The organism is Cryobacterium mannosilyticum, assembly GCF_004402705.1.
GTDB classification, from domain to species: domain Bacteria; phylum Actinomycetota; class Actinomycetes; order Actinomycetales; family Microbacteriaceae; genus Cryobacterium; species Cryobacterium mannosilyticum.
In genome coordinates this window covers 1-14,714 of the sequence record NZ_SOFM01000020.1, presented here as the reverse complement: position 1 = coordinate 14,714, position 14,714 = coordinate 1, and the positions used below count along the sequence as shown (strand labels likewise).

At 69.9% G+C, this 14,714-nt stretch carries 13 protein-coding genes; 7 read left to right on the top strand and 6 right to left on the bottom strand.

Annotation, left to right across the window (positions count from 1 at the left end):
- The first annotated feature begins 130 nt into the window (after positions 1 to 130).
- Positions 131 to 2,212 (top strand): DUF222 domain-containing protein, encoded by a 2,082-nt coding sequence (locus tag E3O32_RS07255; RefSeq protein WP_134508105.1) that lies wholly within the window; start codon positions 131 to 133, stop codon positions 2,210 to 2,212.
- Between the two features lie 146 nt (positions 2,213 to 2,358).
- On the opposite strand, the gene E3O32_RS07250 is transcribed toward E3O32_RS07255, so the two are convergent.
- Positions 2,359 to 3,198, bottom strand: coding sequence for a CPBP family intramembrane glutamic endopeptidase (locus E3O32_RS07250; RefSeq protein ID WP_134508104.1), 840 nt, complete (start codon positions 3,196 to 3,198; stop codon positions 2,359 to 2,361).
- A 57-nt stretch (positions 3,199 to 3,255) separates the two neighbouring features.
- Between E3O32_RS07250 and E3O32_RS07245 the strand changes: the two genes are divergently transcribed.
- Both E3O32_RS07245 and E3O32_RS07240 read left to right on the top strand, forming a co-directional pair.
- Positions 3,256 to 4,428 carry a M20/M25/M40 family metallo-hydrolase gene (locus tag E3O32_RS07245; protein WP_241974694.1) on the top strand — a complete coding sequence of 391 codons (1,173 nt, stop codon included), beginning with the start codon at positions 3,256 to 3,258 and terminating at the stop codon, positions 4,426 to 4,428.
- Between the two features lie 118 nt (positions 4,429 to 4,546).
- Positions 4,547 to 5,323 carry a MerR family transcriptional regulator gene (locus tag E3O32_RS07240; protein WP_134508103.1) on the top strand — a complete coding sequence of 259 codons (777 nt, stop codon included), beginning with the start codon at positions 4,547 to 4,549 and terminating at the stop codon, positions 5,321 to 5,323.
- Positions 5,324 to 5,396: 73 nt separating this feature from the next.
- On the opposite strand, the gene yczE is transcribed toward E3O32_RS07240, so the two are convergent.
- Positions 5,397 to 6,071 (bottom strand): membrane protein YczE, encoded by a 675-nt coding sequence (gene yczE / locus E3O32_RS07235; RefSeq protein WP_241974692.1) that lies wholly within the window; start codon positions 6,069 to 6,071, stop codon positions 5,397 to 5,399.
- A gap of 63 nt (positions 6,072 to 6,134) precedes the next feature.
- Here yczE and yczR point away from each other — a divergent pair, with 63 nt between their 5' ends.
- Positions 6,135 to 7,595: a MocR-like transcription factor YczR gene (gene yczR, locus E3O32_RS07230; protein ID WP_134508102.1), complete on the top strand. Its 1,461-nt coding sequence runs from the start codon at positions 6,135 to 6,137 to the stop codon at positions 7,593 to 7,595.
- Positions 7,596 to 7,612: 17 nt separating this feature from the next.
- Here yczR and E3O32_RS07225 read toward each other — a convergent pair whose 3' ends face one another.
- A complete protein-coding gene (locus E3O32_RS07225) occupies positions 7,613 to 7,816 on the bottom strand; it encodes a dodecin family protein (RefSeq protein WP_134508101.1) in 204 nt (67 codons plus the stop codon).
- Between the two features lie 146 nt (positions 7,817 to 7,962).
- Between E3O32_RS07225 and E3O32_RS07220 the strand changes: the two genes are divergently transcribed.
- Complete coding sequence (locus E3O32_RS07220; RefSeq protein ID WP_134508100.1) at positions 7,963 to 11,259, top strand: efflux RND transporter permease subunit; 3,297 nt, start codon at positions 7,963 to 7,965, stop codon at positions 11,257 to 11,259.
- Here the strand turns inward: E3O32_RS07220 and E3O32_RS07215 are convergent.
- Both E3O32_RS07215 and E3O32_RS07210 read right to left on the bottom strand, forming a co-directional pair.
- Positions 11,256 to 11,579, bottom strand: coding sequence for a hypothetical protein (locus tag E3O32_RS07215; RefSeq protein WP_174776494.1), 324 nt, complete (start codon positions 11,577 to 11,579; stop codon positions 11,256 to 11,258). The genes E3O32_RS07220 and E3O32_RS07215 overlap by 4 nt on opposite strands.
- Before the next feature lie 13 nt (positions 11,580 to 11,592).
- Positions 11,593 to 12,240 (bottom strand): DUF4232 domain-containing protein, encoded by a 648-nt coding sequence (locus tag E3O32_RS07210; RefSeq protein WP_134508098.1) that lies wholly within the window; start codon positions 12,238 to 12,240, stop codon positions 11,593 to 11,595.
- A gap of 190 nt (positions 12,241 to 12,430) precedes the next feature.
- Between E3O32_RS07210 and E3O32_RS07205 the strand changes: the two genes are divergently transcribed.
- Both E3O32_RS07205 and E3O32_RS07200 read left to right on the top strand, forming a co-directional pair.
- A complete protein-coding gene (locus E3O32_RS07205; RefSeq protein ID WP_134508096.1) occupies positions 12,431 to 13,792 on the top strand; it encodes a protein kinase domain-containing protein in 1,362 nt (453 codons plus the stop codon).
- A gap of 116 nt (positions 13,793 to 13,908) precedes the next feature.
- A complete protein-coding gene (locus E3O32_RS07200; protein ID WP_134508094.1) occupies positions 13,909 to 14,403 on the top strand; it encodes a Dps family protein in 495 nt (164 codons plus the stop codon).
- 41 nt (positions 14,404 to 14,444) lie between these two features.
- On the opposite strand, the gene E3O32_RS17235 is transcribed toward E3O32_RS07200, so the two are convergent.
- Positions 14,445 to 14,603: a hypothetical protein gene (locus E3O32_RS17235; protein ID WP_166790801.1), complete on the bottom strand. Its 159-nt coding sequence runs from the start codon at positions 14,601 to 14,603 to the stop codon at positions 14,445 to 14,447.
- Positions 14,604 to 14,714: the final 111 nt, after the last annotated feature.

The following is a 14,714-nucleotide window of genomic DNA, read 5'->3' as shown; positions in this document are numbered from 1 at the left end:
CCTGCGCTGCGGCGCGCCTGCCGGCCCCGGTGGTGGGCCTGTCGAGGCCTGTGAATGAATCTTTGAATAAGTTATCCACAAGTAGTGACAAACGCTCACATTTGTGTTCGTGTTTTGGTATCTTCGTGGCATGGACTCACCGGCAGAGCAACTCAGACAGGCAGCGGATGCCGTCGCCCGCCTGGGCTGCTCCAGCGCCGACCTGGAAGCCCTTCCTGACACGGTCGTGCTGACCGGTCAGCGGGAGATCGCCAAGGCCCGCCGCCTGCTCGAGATGTACGCCGCGTGGATGGCTGCGACCATCGCCGATCGCTCCCGCCCGGAGCTGGGCCATTCCGGCCTGGCCGCGCAGCAGGGGTTCCTCTCCCCGGAGGCGATGATCCAGAAAGTCACCGGCGCCAGCAAGAACGAAGCATTCAAGCTCGTCGCCGTCGGCACGATGCTCGCCCGGGCCGAGGCCGCCGACCGGCAGGCCGCAGACGCGCTCGGGTCGCCCGGTGTTGACGGGACCGGCGCTGGCGGGACCGGCGCTGACGGGGCCGGCGGCGACGGGGCCGGCGGCGACGGGACCGGTGTCGATGGTGGTGCGGGCGGCGACTCGGGCGGCCCGGGTAGTTTCCCGCCCGATCCGGCCGGTGCGGTGTCGTGGCAGGCGCCGATCGCTCGCGCCGTGACCGCCGGCACCCTCTCCGTCGACGCCGCCGAATCGATCCGGAAGGGCCTGGGCGATATCGATACCGCCGTCACCGCCGACAGACTCGCCACCGCCCTCACCCGGCTCCTCGCCGAAGCCGGTCAGTTGAACGCGGACCAATGCTTCACCCGCGCCCGAAGGATGCGCGACGACCTCGACCAGGCCGGCATCGCCGCGAGGGAGAAGCAGGCCTACGACGACCGGTTCCTCAAGGTCTACCGCCTCGCCGACGGCAAGGTCCGCCTGCACGGGCTCTTCGCCCCCGAAGATGGCGAGTTCGTGCTCTCCACCTACGACTCGATCACCAGCCCCAGACGCGGCGGGGTGCGCTTCGTCGACCCAAAGCGCAAAGCCTGGGCCAAGGCCGTCCAGGACGACCCCCGCAGCACCGCGCAGATCGCCGCGGACTCGTTCGTGCAACTACTCAAGATCGCCGGCGAAGTCGACCCCGGCCAGATGCTCGGCGGCCGCCGCCCCGCCGTGCGCATCATCGTCACCCAAAAAGACCTCGCCAACGCCACTAGCCGCACCAACACCGGTGCCGGCACCAGCACCGGGAGCGGGAGTGCAACCCCGGCACCGGCCGGCACGTCCCCCTCAATACCAGTAACACCGTCAGAACCCGACGCCACCGCAGCACCTGAAGCGCTGGGAGCGCCGGGCAGGTCACTCCTCCGGCCTATTCCAGCGGTCAGACCTGACACAGCCGCTCCCTCCAGCCAGCCTGGCCAACCCAGCCAGCCTGGCCACCCCAGCGAGCCTGGCCACCCCAGCGAGCCTGGCCAACCCAGCCAACCCAGCGAGCCTGATCTATCTGGCCAACCCAGCGAGCCCGATCTATCCGGCCAATCGAGCGCACCCGGCGAACCCGGCCATGCCAGCCAAGCAGGCCAAACCGGCCATGCCAGCCAAGCAGGCCAAACCGGCCATGCCAGCCAAGCAGGCCAAACCGGCCATGCCGACCAAACCGGCCATGCCAGCCAAGCCGGCCAAACCGGGCAATCCAGCGAGCCCGGCCGGCCGGGGACGGCCGTGGTCCTCGCGGCCGGGCACGGGTCCATCGAGGGCAGTCCTGCTCCGATCTCCCTGGCCACCGTCGAACGACAACTCTGCGACACCGGCTACCTCGGAATCCTCTTCGACAACACGGGCCAACCCATCGATGTCGGCAGGGAACAACGTCTCTTCACCCCCGCCCAACGCACCGCTATGGGCGCCCGCGACGGCGGCTGCGTCTGGCCCGAGTGCGACCGGCCACCCGCCTGGACCGAAGCCCACCACCTCAAGGAGTGGCGCCTCGAACACGGCTACACCGACCTCGCCGACGGAGTCTGCCTCTGCCACCCCCACCACCTGCTCCTCCACAACACGGGCTGGGTCATCCTCCGGGGCGGCGACCAGTACTGGCTGAAGCCACCGGTCACAGTCGACCCGGCACAAACGCTCATCCCCCTCCCCAGCAAGACCCACCGCCAACTCGACCCGGGCACGCCCACCCGGGACCGGGACACGGACTGACCGGCCGGCTCAGCCTGGACTGCCCGCGAGACTGAGGTCATCGAAATCTTGGCCGCGGGGCCTCGACGAGCTCGACAACTGCGAGGTCCGGGGGCCCGACGGGCGGCGGGGCGGGGTCTCGGCAGGCGCGGGCTCCCGGTGGACGTTCAGTAGAGGAAGATCGGCAGCCACTCCCGGGTGTGGGCGTGCACGATCACGAGGAATACGACCACGTCGAAGAGCAGGTGCACGCAGACGACGTAAGTGAGTGACCTGGTGAGTTTGAACGTGTAACCCTGCAGCAGGGCGAAGGGGAAGGTCATCAGGGGCCCCCAGCTCTGGTAGCCGAGTTCCCAGAGGAAGGAACAGAAGATCACCGCCTGCAACAGGTTCGCCTGCCAGTCCGGGAAATGGCGCCGGAGCAGGGTGAAGGCGACGCAGATGAAGAACAGCTCGTCCCAGATGCCGACGAAGCCGACGCCCACGAAGAGGCGTGCGATCTCATCGGGGACCGTGACGGCCGGCCAGTTCTGGTAGGCGCCCGATCGGATGAAATAGGTCGGCAGGATGGCGTAGCCGAGGCCGACGACCATCACGAGATACCAGCGCTCGAGGGTGCTCCAGCGCTGACCGGTGCGAATCGGGAACCGGATCGCGTGGTCGCGGAAGCCGAAGCGCGAGATCAGATAGGGCACGAGCACCGAGAGGGTGAGCACGGTGCCCATCAACGCCATGTTCGGGTAGTCGATGTTGGCCTCGACCGAGATCGTGCTGATGATCACCAGGCCGAGCGCGAGCAGGAGCAGGTCCTTGAACAGCGCCCGGTTCACGACGAAGGCCAGTGCCAGGGCGGCGATCAGCAGCGTGTAACCGGGGACGGCCGCACGCACCCCGAAAAGCACGACCGCCGACGCGGACAGCAGCCCGGCAGGCAGGAGTCCCCAGGAGATCAGCGGCGGGGCATCCGTCACTGTGCCATTCGTGGTGCCATCCGTCTCACTTCTCATGCCACATGCTACCGATGCATCCTCCGTGATCGCGTCGGCCGCCGGTAGATTCGACCCGTGACCGACGAGCAGAGTGGGGCCTGGATTGGCGTAGTCGACGACCCGATCGACCTGATGCGGCGGTTTATCGGCATCGACTCGGTCAATCCCGATCTCGTGCCCGGCGCGGCCGGGGAGGCGGCGATCGCGGACCGGTGCGCGCGCTGGCTCGCGGGCCACGGCTTCGAGGTGCACCGCCTCGAGGAACGCCCGGGGCGACCCTCGATCGTCGCCATCTTCCGCGGGAGCGGCGGCGGCCGTTCCCTCATGCTCAACGGCCACCTCGACACCGTGGGCGTTGCGGGCTACAGCGGCGACCCGTTTTCCGGGGAGCGGAGCGGCGGCCGGGTGCTCGGCCGCGGCGCCTTCGACATGAAGGGTGGCGTGGCGGCGATCCTCGTGGCGGCGGCGCGGGCGTCCGCCGCCGGGCTCTCCGGTGACGTGCTCGTCACCCTCGTCGCCGACGAGGAGTTCGGCAGCCTCGGCACCATGGAGGTGCTGCGCGGCTTCCGGGCCGACGCGGCGATCGTGGCCGAACCGAGCGAGCTCTGCCTGACCCTCGCCCACCGCGGCTTCGCCTGGTTCGAGCTCGAGCTCACCGGGCTGGCTGCGCACGGCTCCCAGCCGGAGCGGGGCATCGACGCGATCGCGCACGCCGGTCTCGTGCTCCGGGCCCTCGACGGCCTGCGCGAGCAGATCGAGGCAGGTCCGGGCCATCCGCTCCTCGGGCACGGCACCGTGCGGGTCTCCAAGATCCGCGGGGGCACGGATGCCGCCACCGTCGCCGCGGCCTGCACGCTCACGATCGAGCGGCGCACGCTGCCCGGCGAGACACCCGACGACGTCGAGGCAGAGTTGCAGGGGCTGCTCACGGTCATCGCCCAGCGCACCGCGGACTTCCGTTTTCGCCTGACCCGGCTGGTGGCGCGTGCGGCGTTCGAGGCCGATCCCGACTGGCCGATCGTGCGGCTCGTCCGAGCCGAGGCCGGCCGCGTGCTCGGGCATCCTCCGGCAACGCGGGGCGAACCGTTCTGGACGGATGCCGGGCTGCTCCACGAGGCGGGCATCCCCTGCCTGGTGATCGGCGTCGCCGGCGGCGGCGCCCACGCCGACGTCGAGTGGGCGGAGGAGGCATCCGTGCTCCAGCTGACCGAGATCCTGGCGGGGACCATCGCCGGTTTCTGCGCCTGACCCGGTCGACGCCCGGGGGCCTCGACGCCCGGCGGCGGTCCGCCTTGACGTTGACGCTGCGTCAAGTTCTAGGCTGGGAATCGACGCACTCGAGACACTCGACACGACGGGAGACACCATGGACTGGTCGATCCAGGACGTCGCGCGACTGGCGAACACCACCAGCCGCACCCTGCGCCACTACGGCACGGTCGGGCTGCTCGAGCCCAGCCGGATCGGCGCCAACGGCTACCGCTTCTACGACGAGCGCTCACTCGTGCGGCTGCAGCGCATCCTCATGCTCCGGGACCTCGGCCTCGGCCTCCCCGCCATCCGCGAGGTGATCGACGAGCAGACGGATGAGACGCGCGCCCTGGCCGCGCACCTCGCCTGGCTGCGCGAGGAGCGCGAGAGGCTCGCCCGGCAGATCCGCTCCGTCGAAAACACGATCGACACACTGGACAGGAAGGAACAGCTCATGGCTGAGCAGATGTTCGACGGCTTCGATCACACGGCCTACCGGGACGAGGTCGAGGAACGCTGGGGGAAGGCCGCCTACGCCGACGGTGACGCCTGGTGGACGAGGAAGAGTCCGGCCGAGAAGGCGGCCTGGCAGAACGAGCGGCGGCAGCTCGCGGCCGATTGGCAGGCCGCCGCCGAGCGGGGCCTCGCCCCCGAGGGTGAGGTGGCCCAGCGGCTGGCCCGGCGTCAGTTCGAATGGCTGGCCGGCATCCCGGGCACGCCCGGTGCCGGCACGACCGGGCCGACCCGGGAGTACTTCGCCGGGCTCGGTGAGATGTACGTCGCCGACGAACGCTTCGCGGCCAACTTCGGCGGGGTTCGTGGTGCCGAATTCGTGCGCGACGCGATGGTCGTCTACGCCGACCGGCACCTCCGGCCATCGGTGGAGGCCTAGAACAGGGCGGGCAAATGGGCGATCTGGCACCTCCGGACACCGACCTCCCAGCATCGGCCTCCGTGCGGAGGCCTCAGTTGGCGGGGCTATCGATCGAGGGTTCGGACGGGACGGCGGAGCCCTCGAGGGCCTCCTCGAGGCCTGGATGCGCGGGCGCGGCCTCCGCCTCGGCGGGGCGCTTGATCGCGAAGAACGGGATCGTCCAGTTGCAGAGCGGGCCGACGAGCACGGCGAAGAGCACCGTGCCCACGCCGACGTTGCCGCCGAGCAGCCAGCCGGCGCCCAGCACGACCACCTCGATGCCGGTGCGCACCACCCAGATCCGCCAGCCGGTGCGCTTGTGCAGGCCGGTCATCAGTCCGTCGCGGGGGCCGGGGCCGAAGTGCGCGCCGATATAGAGGCCGGTCGCGACCGCCAGTACGAGCAGCCCGGCCGCGAAGAAGATGACGCGCAGCCAGAGGTCCTGGCCCGGCGGGATCAGCCAGAGGCCCACGTCCGCGGACGGTCCGACCAGCAGGGCGTTCAGCACCGTGCCGATGCCGGGCTTCTGCCGGATCGGGATCCAGAGCAGGAGTACGACGCCGCTCATCAGTACCGTGATCAGGCCGAAGCCGAGGTGGGTGTGGCTGTCGATGCCCTGGGTGAGCACGTCCCACGGGGCGACGCCGATCTCGCCCCGCACGATCAGCGCGATCCCCAGGCCATAGAGAAAGAGACCAATGAGCAGTTGGGAGAGGCGTCGGGTCATAGTCGTCAATCCAATTGCACTATTGGCCTGTTATCAAGTAGCCAATCTCCCTATAGTGGCCTCATGGTCGAGAACCAGATGAGCGCGCGGGCCCTCGAGGCGAGGCTGGGGGAGTGGCGCGACGGCGGGAGCGCGTACCGGGCGCTGGCCGACCGCATCCGCCTGCTCACCCTCGACGGGCGCATCCCCACCGACAGCCGGCTGCCCGCCGAACGCGACCTCAGTGCGCGGCTCGGCGTCAGCCGCACGACCGTCACCGCCGCCTACCGCCGGCTCCGCGACACGGGCTTCCTGGTCAGCGTGCGCGGCTCAGGGAGCGTGGCCCGGCTGCCCGGAGTGCCGGTGGCGCACACCGGATCGGCCGCCGGCGGCATCCTCGACTTCAGCAAGGCCACCATGCCCGCGTTCGCCGGCCTAGCGGATGCCGCCCGGGCCGCCGTGGGCGACCTGCCCGGCCAGCTCGGCGGTTCGGGCTTCGACCCCGTCGGGATCCCGGAACTGCGCGCCGCGATCGCCGACCGGTACCGGGCCCGCGGGCTGCCCACCGACCCGGAGCAGATCATGGTCACGATCGGCGCCCAGCATGCGATCGCGCTGCTCGCCCGGGTGCTGGTCGGCCGCGGCGACCGGGTGCTGATCGAGATGCCCACCTACCCGCACGCCTACGAGGCGCTGACCGCCGCCGGTGCCCGGCTCGTGCCGGTCACCGTGTCGACCGCCGTGCCCGGCGAGGATGCCGCGACCGCCGGCTGGGACGAGACCGCTCTCCTGCAGACGCTCCGCCGCAGCAACCCCGTGCTCGGCTACCTGATGCCGGACTTCCACAACCCGACCGGCCGCACCATGCCGGCCGAACAGCGGGAGACGGTGCTGTCCGCCGCGGCCCGTCAGGGCACGGTGCTCGTCGTCGACGAGACGATCGCCGAGCTCGACATCGACCGGGCCGGCGAGTTCCTGCCATTCCCGGCCTACGCCGAGCCGGGGCGGCCGGGCGACGTCGTGGCCATCGGGTCGGTCGGCAAGACCGTCTGGGGTGGGCTGCGGGTGGGCTGGATTCGCGCCGAACGGCCGCTGATCCGCCGGCTCGTTGCCGCGAGGTCGGCGAACGACCTGGGCACGCCCATCCTCGAACAGCTGATCGTGGTGCGCCTCCTGGCCGAGATGCCCGCGATCCTCGAGGGCCGCCGGAGCGAACTCCGGGTCGGCCGCGACCACCTGGAACGGCTGCTCGCCGCGCGGTTCCCCGACTGGCAGGTGCCGCACGTCGACGGCGGCATCACCGCCTGGGTCAACCTCGGGCTGCCGGTGAGCTCCCAGCTCGCGCTCGCCGCGCGCAACCACGGCCTGCTCGTGCCGGCCGGGCCGCGGTTCGGGCTCGACGGAGCCTTCGAACGGTTCCTGCGGATTCCGTTCTGTTACAGCACCGACGAGATGGACCTGGCCGTCGACGCGCTCGGCCTGGCCTGGGATTCGCTGCTGCGGCATCCGGTGCCGGACACCGGGTACCTCGCCGACGTCGTCTGACGAGCCCGGGCAGTCGGTCAGTCGTCGAGCACGAAGGTCACCTCGATCACGACCTCCCACGACGTGATCGCGCCGTCGGACACCTCAACCTTCTGTTCCTTCACCCAGGCGCCGGAGACGCCGCGCAGGGTCTTGTTCGCACGGGCGATGCCGGAGGCGATCGCGTCTTCGAGCGACGTGTCCGACCGGATGCTCAGGGTGGTTACGCGTGCAACGGACATTGTTTCTCCTCGGTGGATGGTGTCGGTGAGCCGGTGGTGTTGGGGGGCTCGTTGTCGCCGAGAATACGCGCTGCCCGCTTCCGCCGACACCCCCGGGCCCCGGTGGGGCACGGATTCTGCACACCGTGCAATGAGATACTGGGCAGGTGCATTTCCTCGCCGTTGTGAGCATGAAGAACCGGGCCCTGATCGCGCTCATCACCATCGTCGCCGCCATTTTCGGCAGCCTCGCGCTGACCAGCCTGAAGCAGGAGCTGATTCCCTCGCTCCAGCTGCCCCAGCTGCTGGTGTCGACCAGCTTCTCGGGCGCTTCGCCCGAGGTCGTCAACGACGACGTGTCGACGCCGATCGAGACCGCGATCCAGGGCATCGCCGGGCTGGAATCCACCTCGACGACGAGCAGCACGAACTCATCCCTGGTGAGCGCCACCTTCACCTACGGCACCGACCTGGTCAAGGCGGAGTCGCGGATCAGCCAGGCGATCAACCGGATCAAGACCCGGCTCCCCGAGAACCTCGACCCGCAGGTGATCAGCGGCAGCATCGACGACTTCCCGGTGATCTCCCTCGCCGTCTCGGGCGGCGACCGGGCGACCCTGGCCGACGACCTCAAACGCAGCGTGCTCGGCGACATCCGTGACGTCGCCGGCGTGCGCGAGGCGGCCCTGGTCGGCGACGTCGGCCGCCGGGTGACGATCACGCCGGATGTCGCCGCCCTCGCCGCGCGCGGGCTCTCCACGCAGGCCATCCGCGACGCCCTCCAGCAGAACGGGTCGCTGGTCCCGGCCGGTGCGCTCAGCCAGGATGGCAAGACGCTCTCCGTGCAGGCCGGCACGAAGCTGGGCTCCGCGGAGGACATCGCGGCACTGCCGCTCATCTCCCGGGTGCCGGGCGCCGGACCGGCCCGGATCGGCGACGTGGCCACGGTGGCGCTCGGCCCGAACCCGGTGACGAGCATGTCGAGGGTCGACGGCAAGCCGGCGCTGACGATCGCGGTCACGAAGGTGCCGGCCGCCAACACCGTGGACGTGTCGAAGGCCGTGCGGGCGATCCTGCCGAGGCTCGAGGGCGCCGTCGCCGGAACCACCTTCACCGTGGTCTTCGACCAGGCGCCGTTCATCCAGGAGTCGATCGACTCGCTCACCCAGGAGGGCTTCCTCGGCCTCATCTTCGCGGTGCTGGTGATCCTGGTCTTCCTGCTCTCGGTGCGGGCGACCCTGGTCACCGCGATCTCGATCCCGACCTCGGTGCTGATCACCTTCATCGGGCTGCAGAGTGTCGGCTATTCGCTGAACATCCTCACCCTCGGCGCGCTCACGATCGCGATCGGCCGGGTCGTCGACGACTCGATCGTCGTGATCGAGAACATCAAGCGCAACCTGGTCGCCGGAATCGACCGTGCCGACACCATCGTGCGGGCGGTGCGGGAGGTGGCCGGGGCGATCACCGCCTCGACCATCACGACGGTCACGGTGTTCCTGCCGATCGCGTTCGTGGGCGGGTCGACCGGGGAGCTGTTCCGCCCGTTCGCGCTCACCGTGACGATCGCGCTGCTCGCGTCTCTGCTGGTGTCGCTGACCATCGTTCCGGTGCTCGCGTACTGGTTCCTCCGTCCGGCGCGGGTGCGGCCGGCGGCGGCGGGTGCGACGGCGGGTTCGGCGGCGGGTTCGGCGGCGGCGGTCGAGCCGGCAGGGATTGAGCCGGGGATCTCGACAAGTTCCCTGACCGACGGTGGCTCGATCACCGAGGGTGGCTCGATCACCGGGGGTGGAGAGGCAGGCGCGATCATCGAGGAACGGGCACGCCGCCGGAGGCACGCGGCCGCCGAAGCCTCCGCGAACGCCGTCACCGAGCACCCCAGCCGCCTCCAGCAGGGCTACCTTCCGGTCATCCGCTGGACCCTCACCCACGCCGTGACGACGATGCTGCTCGCGGTGCTGGTGCTCGGCGGCACGGTGGCGATCGTGCCGTTCATGAAGATCAACTTCCTCGGCTCGACCGGGCAGACCACTTTCCGGGTCACCCAGACCCTGCCGGTGGGCACCAGCCTGGCCGCCCAGGACGCGGCGTCCACCGCGGTCGAGAAGACCCTGCGCGGCACCGACGGCGTCAAGATCGTGCAGGTGTCGATCGGCGGGGGCAGCGCGCTGGCCGCCTTCAGCGGCGGAGCACCCTCGACGAGCGCGGTGGCCTATTCGATCACCACCGACGGCACGGTCAAGCCCGACGCCGTGCAGGATGCCGTGCGCGGCACGCTGGCCGCATTGAAGGACAGCGGGGAGTTCTCGGTGACGAGCGGCGGCGGGTTCGGCGGGTCATCCGACATCGCCGTCGACATCACCGCGGCCACCGGCGCGGACCTGCAGAAGGCCACTGACACGATCCTCGCGGCCGTGAAGACGCTCGGCGCCATCAAGGAGAGCTCGAGCAACCTCGCCGCGTCCCGCCCCTACCTCGCTGTAACGGTGAACCGGGATGCCGCGGCGCAGGCCGGACTCAGCGAGCTCGCCCTCGGCACGCTCGTGTCGCAGGCCATGCAGCCCAGCGTCGCCGGGTCGATCGTGATCAACGAGACCACCCTGTCGGTCTACCTGCAATCGGCGGTCACGCCGGCCACCGCCGCAGAGCTCGCGGCCCTGCAGATCCCGACGCCGGCCGGCCCGGTCGCCCTCGACACCCTGGCCACGGTCGCGCAGGTCGACGGGCCGTCGACCCTGACGACCACGAAGGGGCTCCGCACGGCCACGGTGTCGGCCACGCCGAACAGCAACGACCTGGGCACGGCGAACACCCAGATGGCCGCCGCGCTCGCCGACGCCACCTTGCCCGTGGGGGCGACGGCGACTCTCGGCGGTGTCACGGCCGACCAGACGGAGGCGTTCCAGCAGCTCGGTATCGCGCTGCTGGTGGCGATCCTTATCGTCTACATCGTGATGGTGGCCACCTTCCGGTCCCTGCTGCAGCCGCTGCTCCTGCTCGTCTCCGTGCCGTTCGCCGCCACCGGTGCGATCGCCCTGCAGGTGGTCACGGGCATCCCGCTCGGGGTGCCGTCGCTGATCGGGGTGCTGATGCTGATCGGCATCGTGGTGACCAACGCGATCGTGCTGATCGACCTGGTCAACCAGTACCGGCGCCGGGGCCTGTCGGTGCGCGAGGCGCTGGTGAACGGGGCATCCCGCAGGCTCCGCCCGATCCTGATGACCGCGCTCGCCACGATCTTCGCCCTGCTGCCGATGGCCACCGGACTCACCGGCAAGGGAGGGTTCATCTCCCAGCCGCTCGCCCTCGTGGTGATCGGCGGGCTTGTCTCCTCGACCCTGCTCACCCTCGTCGTGCTGCCCGTGCTGTACTTCCTCGTCGAGGGCGGCCGGGAGCGCCGGGCGGAACGCCGGGAGCTGCGGGCCGTCGCTGCCCGGGACGCCCCGTCGATGACGAGGAATTAGCCGAGGGCAGCCGCGAGGCCGGTCAGGGCTGCCTCGGCGAGGCCGGAGAGTTCCGGGCCGTCGATCGCGGGCGCCAGCACCCAGTCCGTGAACGGGCGGCCCAGGCCCGACGGGTCCCAGAGGCCGGCTCCGGGGATCGTGAGGGCGCGAGTGTGTTCCGGGCTGCCGGCGCCGAGCTTGAAGGCGATCGCGTCGCCCTGGAGGCAGGCGAACGCCTTCTTCCGCAGCGTGATCGCCCGGGCGCCGAACATCTTCGCGGTGACGGCGCCGGCCGGGGAGAGCTCGGCGGCGAGGGAGTTGAAGGCTGATTCGGCATCCATGGGTTGATCCAGGTTAGAAAACGACCCGGTCCGGTGCCAAAGGCCCGGAACGCACGATGGCGGTGCTGGTGTCGTCGCAGCCGTCGATCTGGTTGGGTGTGGCCACCCGGCGCGGGTCGGCCCAGTCCGGCAGTGTGACGGCGAGTTCGGTGACCGGAACGGTCGTGCAGCTGTAGGCGCCGGCCTGGCCGAGGTGAAGCAGGCTGAAAGCGGATGCCCCGGGTGCCAGCGACACGAGGGCGACCGGGAAGAAGCGGCCGGGTTCCTCGGGGCTCACGGTTCCGATCGTGTCCCCGGAATTGGCGCTGACCAGGGATACTGCTGGGTACCCCTCGACCGCGCATTCGACTGAGCTGTTGTTGGTCAGCTGCAGGTCCCAGAAGAAGTTGCCGGCGCCGCTGTCGTAGGGCCGCGACTGCAGCGACAGTGCGAGCTGGTTGGGTCCGCATGCGGCGACGCCGGCAGAGGCGGTGGGGGTCGGTGAGGGAGTCGGCGAGGCGGTCACCGTGGCCGTCGGTGTCGGTGTCGGTGTCGGCGTAGGCGTCGGGGAATCGCTGGTCGATGCTGTCGGGGCGGCGCATCCCGCGAGAAGCACGATCCCGGCGGCCAGGCAGGCCACCCCGACCCTGCGGTTCCGCCCCCGAACTCCTCTGCTGGTCATAGGGCCAGTGTCACACTCCTGGGCCGATCTCGCACCCCCGGACACGCCTCGGCCGCGCGGCCTCCGGACCTCGAGACCCGGTGCGCATCCCGGGCGGTCGGTGTGCCGTGGATGCCCGACCGGACCGCCACCTGGGCGGGGAAATCACGGGGTTCACGCTGTCATATACTCGATTTCGACAGGAGGCCGAATGACCGCGAAACCCACCGGTCTCCTCGGTGAGCGCTATCGATTGAAAGAGCTCATCGGCAGTGGAGGCATGGCCTCGGTGTACCGTGCCGCCGACGAGCGGCTGGGTCGCGACGTGGCGATCAAGGTCTTCCGCACGAGCGCCATCGACCAGGGCGATATCGCACGGCAGCAGGCCGAGACGAACGTGCTGGCGAGCCTCAATCACCACAGCCTGGTCACCCTCCTCGACGTGGGGGTTCACCGCGCGTCCCCGGATCGACGCCAGATCTACCTCGTGATGGAACTCGTCGACGGGGTCGACCTGCGGGAGCGCCTGCTGCAGGGCCCGATCTCGACCCGTCACATCGCCCAGATCGGGTATGACCTGGCCGAGGGGCTCGAATACATCCACAGCCGGGGTGTCGTGCACCGCGATATCAAGCCGGCCAACATCCTGCTCGCCCAGTACAGCAGCCGGTTGCGGGCCCGGGCAAAGCTCACCGACTTCGGCATCGCCCTCTACCCGTCCAGCGAACGGCTGACCAACGACGGGATGACCTCGGGCACCGCCGCCTATCTCAGCCCGGAGCAGGCGAAGGGCGAAGAGATCGGGCCGTCGAGCGACGTGTACTCCCTCGGGCTCGTGCTGCTGGAGTGCTTCACCCGCGAGGTCGAATTCGAGGGCCAGCCGGTGCCGGCAGCGCTGGCGAGATTGCTGCGCGACCCGGTCATCCCCGAGACCCTCGCGCCGGCCTGGCGGGACCTGCTCTCATCGATGCTCACCAGGGACCCCGAGCTTCGACCGCCGATCGGGGAACTGGTGCTCGCACTCCGGCAGGCGGTCATCGCCGAAACGGGCAGGCACCGGGCAGACGAATCCCGGCCGTTCTCCACCGACGAGGCGGCCAGGATGAACGAGGTTCACCGCCTGGACATCCTCGACACCCCCGCCGACGGCGCCTTCGACCGGATCGCGGCGCTCGCCGCCCGCATCTTCGGGGTGCCGATCGCCATCGTCAGCATCGTCGACCAGGACCGGATCTGGTTCAAGTCGCATCACGGGCTCGACCTCGCCGAGATTCCCCGAGACCCGGGCCTGTGCGCATCCGCGATCATGAGCGACGTTCCCTGGGTGGTCGAGGATGCCCGCTCCGACCCGCGCGCCCTCGTCAACCCGCTCGTGGCGGGCGAATTCGGGCTGCAGTTCTATGCGGGCGTGCCGCTGAAGACCCGCGCCGGGCACAACCTGGGCACTCTGTGCGTGCTCGACTTCGAACCCCGCACGGTCACCCCGGAGGAGATCACGACCCTGGAGGACCTCGCATCCGTGGTCATGAACGAGCTCGAACTGCGCATGGAGACGCGTCGGGCCGCTCGCTGAATCCCGGCTCGGCACCCCGCTTTCGCACCTGCTACAGTGCTGTCTGAAACCAGCGGGGGGCACCGGCCGGCCGGCGGCCGAGACGTGTTTCCCGCGTACGAGAGAGAGGCAACACCGTGAAGGCATCAGCAGCACTCGGCTCCAACCTGCAGTCCGTCCTCGTCGACCTGATCGAGTTGCACGTGCAGGGCAAGCAGGCGCACTGGAGCGTCGTCGGCAAGAACTTCCGCGACCTGCACCTGCAGCTCGACGAGATCATCGACGACGCCCGGCTGTTCTCCGACGAACTCGCCGAACGGATGCGCGCCCTCGACGCCCTGCCCGACGGCCGCAGCGAGACGGTCACCGCGACAACCCACCTGCCGAAATTCCCGGCGGGAGAGGTGGACACCGCGGAGACCGTCGGCCTGGTCACCGACCGCCTGGGCGCGACGGTCGACAACATCCGGGCCGTGCATGACGCGGTCGACGAGGAAGACCCGACGAGCGCCGACATCCTGCACGGTTTCATCGAGAAGCTGGAACAGTACGCCTGGATGGTCAGCGCCGAGAACCGCACCCCCCGGGGGCCCACGGCCACGGCTCCGACCAGGCCGGTCGGCAAGGCCTAGGTCGGCAGCGCCTGCGGTACCGGCAGACGCTGCCCTCTGCCTCAGAACGGCGGGTCGTCGGGGAGGTCCGACGCCGTCGACGGTGGTCCGGTGGGCAGTACCGTGGCGGGTTCGGTGACGAAGTCCCGCCCGGTCGGGGAGGTCCAGGTCAGGATGCCGCCGGGCTGCTGGGCCACGGTCCACCGGGTTTGGGTCTTCAACGCATGGTTGGGTTTGCATTATTCCGATGTCCGGATTATGCCGATGTTGAGGGTGGGTCCCTTGTGGCTGTTGGCATCGGAGTGGATGTTGTCGGCATAATCACAGGGCTT

Excerpts from the sequence above, each read along its gene's own strand:
- E3O32_RS07240 (WP_134508103.1), top strand. The coding sequence starts at position 4,547 with ATGGACTGGTCGATCCAGGACGTCGCGCGACTGGCGAACACCACCAGC.
- yczE (WP_241974692.1), bottom strand. The coding sequence starts at position 6,071 with ATGACCCGACGCCTCTCCCAACTGCTCATTGGTCTCTTTCTCTATGGC.
- E3O32_RS07225 (WP_134508101.1), bottom strand. The coding sequence starts at position 7,816 with ATGTCCGTTGCACGCGTAACCACCCTGAGCATCCGGTCGGACACGTCG.
- E3O32_RS07205 (WP_134508096.1), top strand. The coding sequence starts at position 12,431 with ATGACCGCGAAACCCACCGGTCTCCTCGGTGAGCGCTATCGATTGAAA.
- E3O32_RS07250 (WP_134508104.1), bottom strand. The coding sequence starts at position 3,198 with ATGAGAAGTGAGACGGATGGCACCACGAATGGCACAGTGACGGATGCC.
- E3O32_RS07255 (WP_134508105.1), top strand. The coding sequence starts at position 131 with ATGGACTCACCGGCAGAGCAACTCAGACAGGCAGCGGATGCCGTCGCC.
- E3O32_RS07215 (WP_174776494.1), bottom strand. The coding sequence starts at position 11,579 with ATGGATGCCGAATCAGCCTTCAACTCCCTCGCCGCCGAGCTCTCCCCG.
- yczR (WP_134508102.1), top strand. The coding sequence starts at position 6,135 with ATGGTCGAGAACCAGATGAGCGCGCGGGCCCTCGAGGCGAGGCTGGGG.
- E3O32_RS07210 (WP_134508098.1), bottom strand. The coding sequence starts at position 12,240 with ATGACCAGCAGAGGAGTTCGGGGGCGGAACCGCAGGGTCGGGGTGGCC.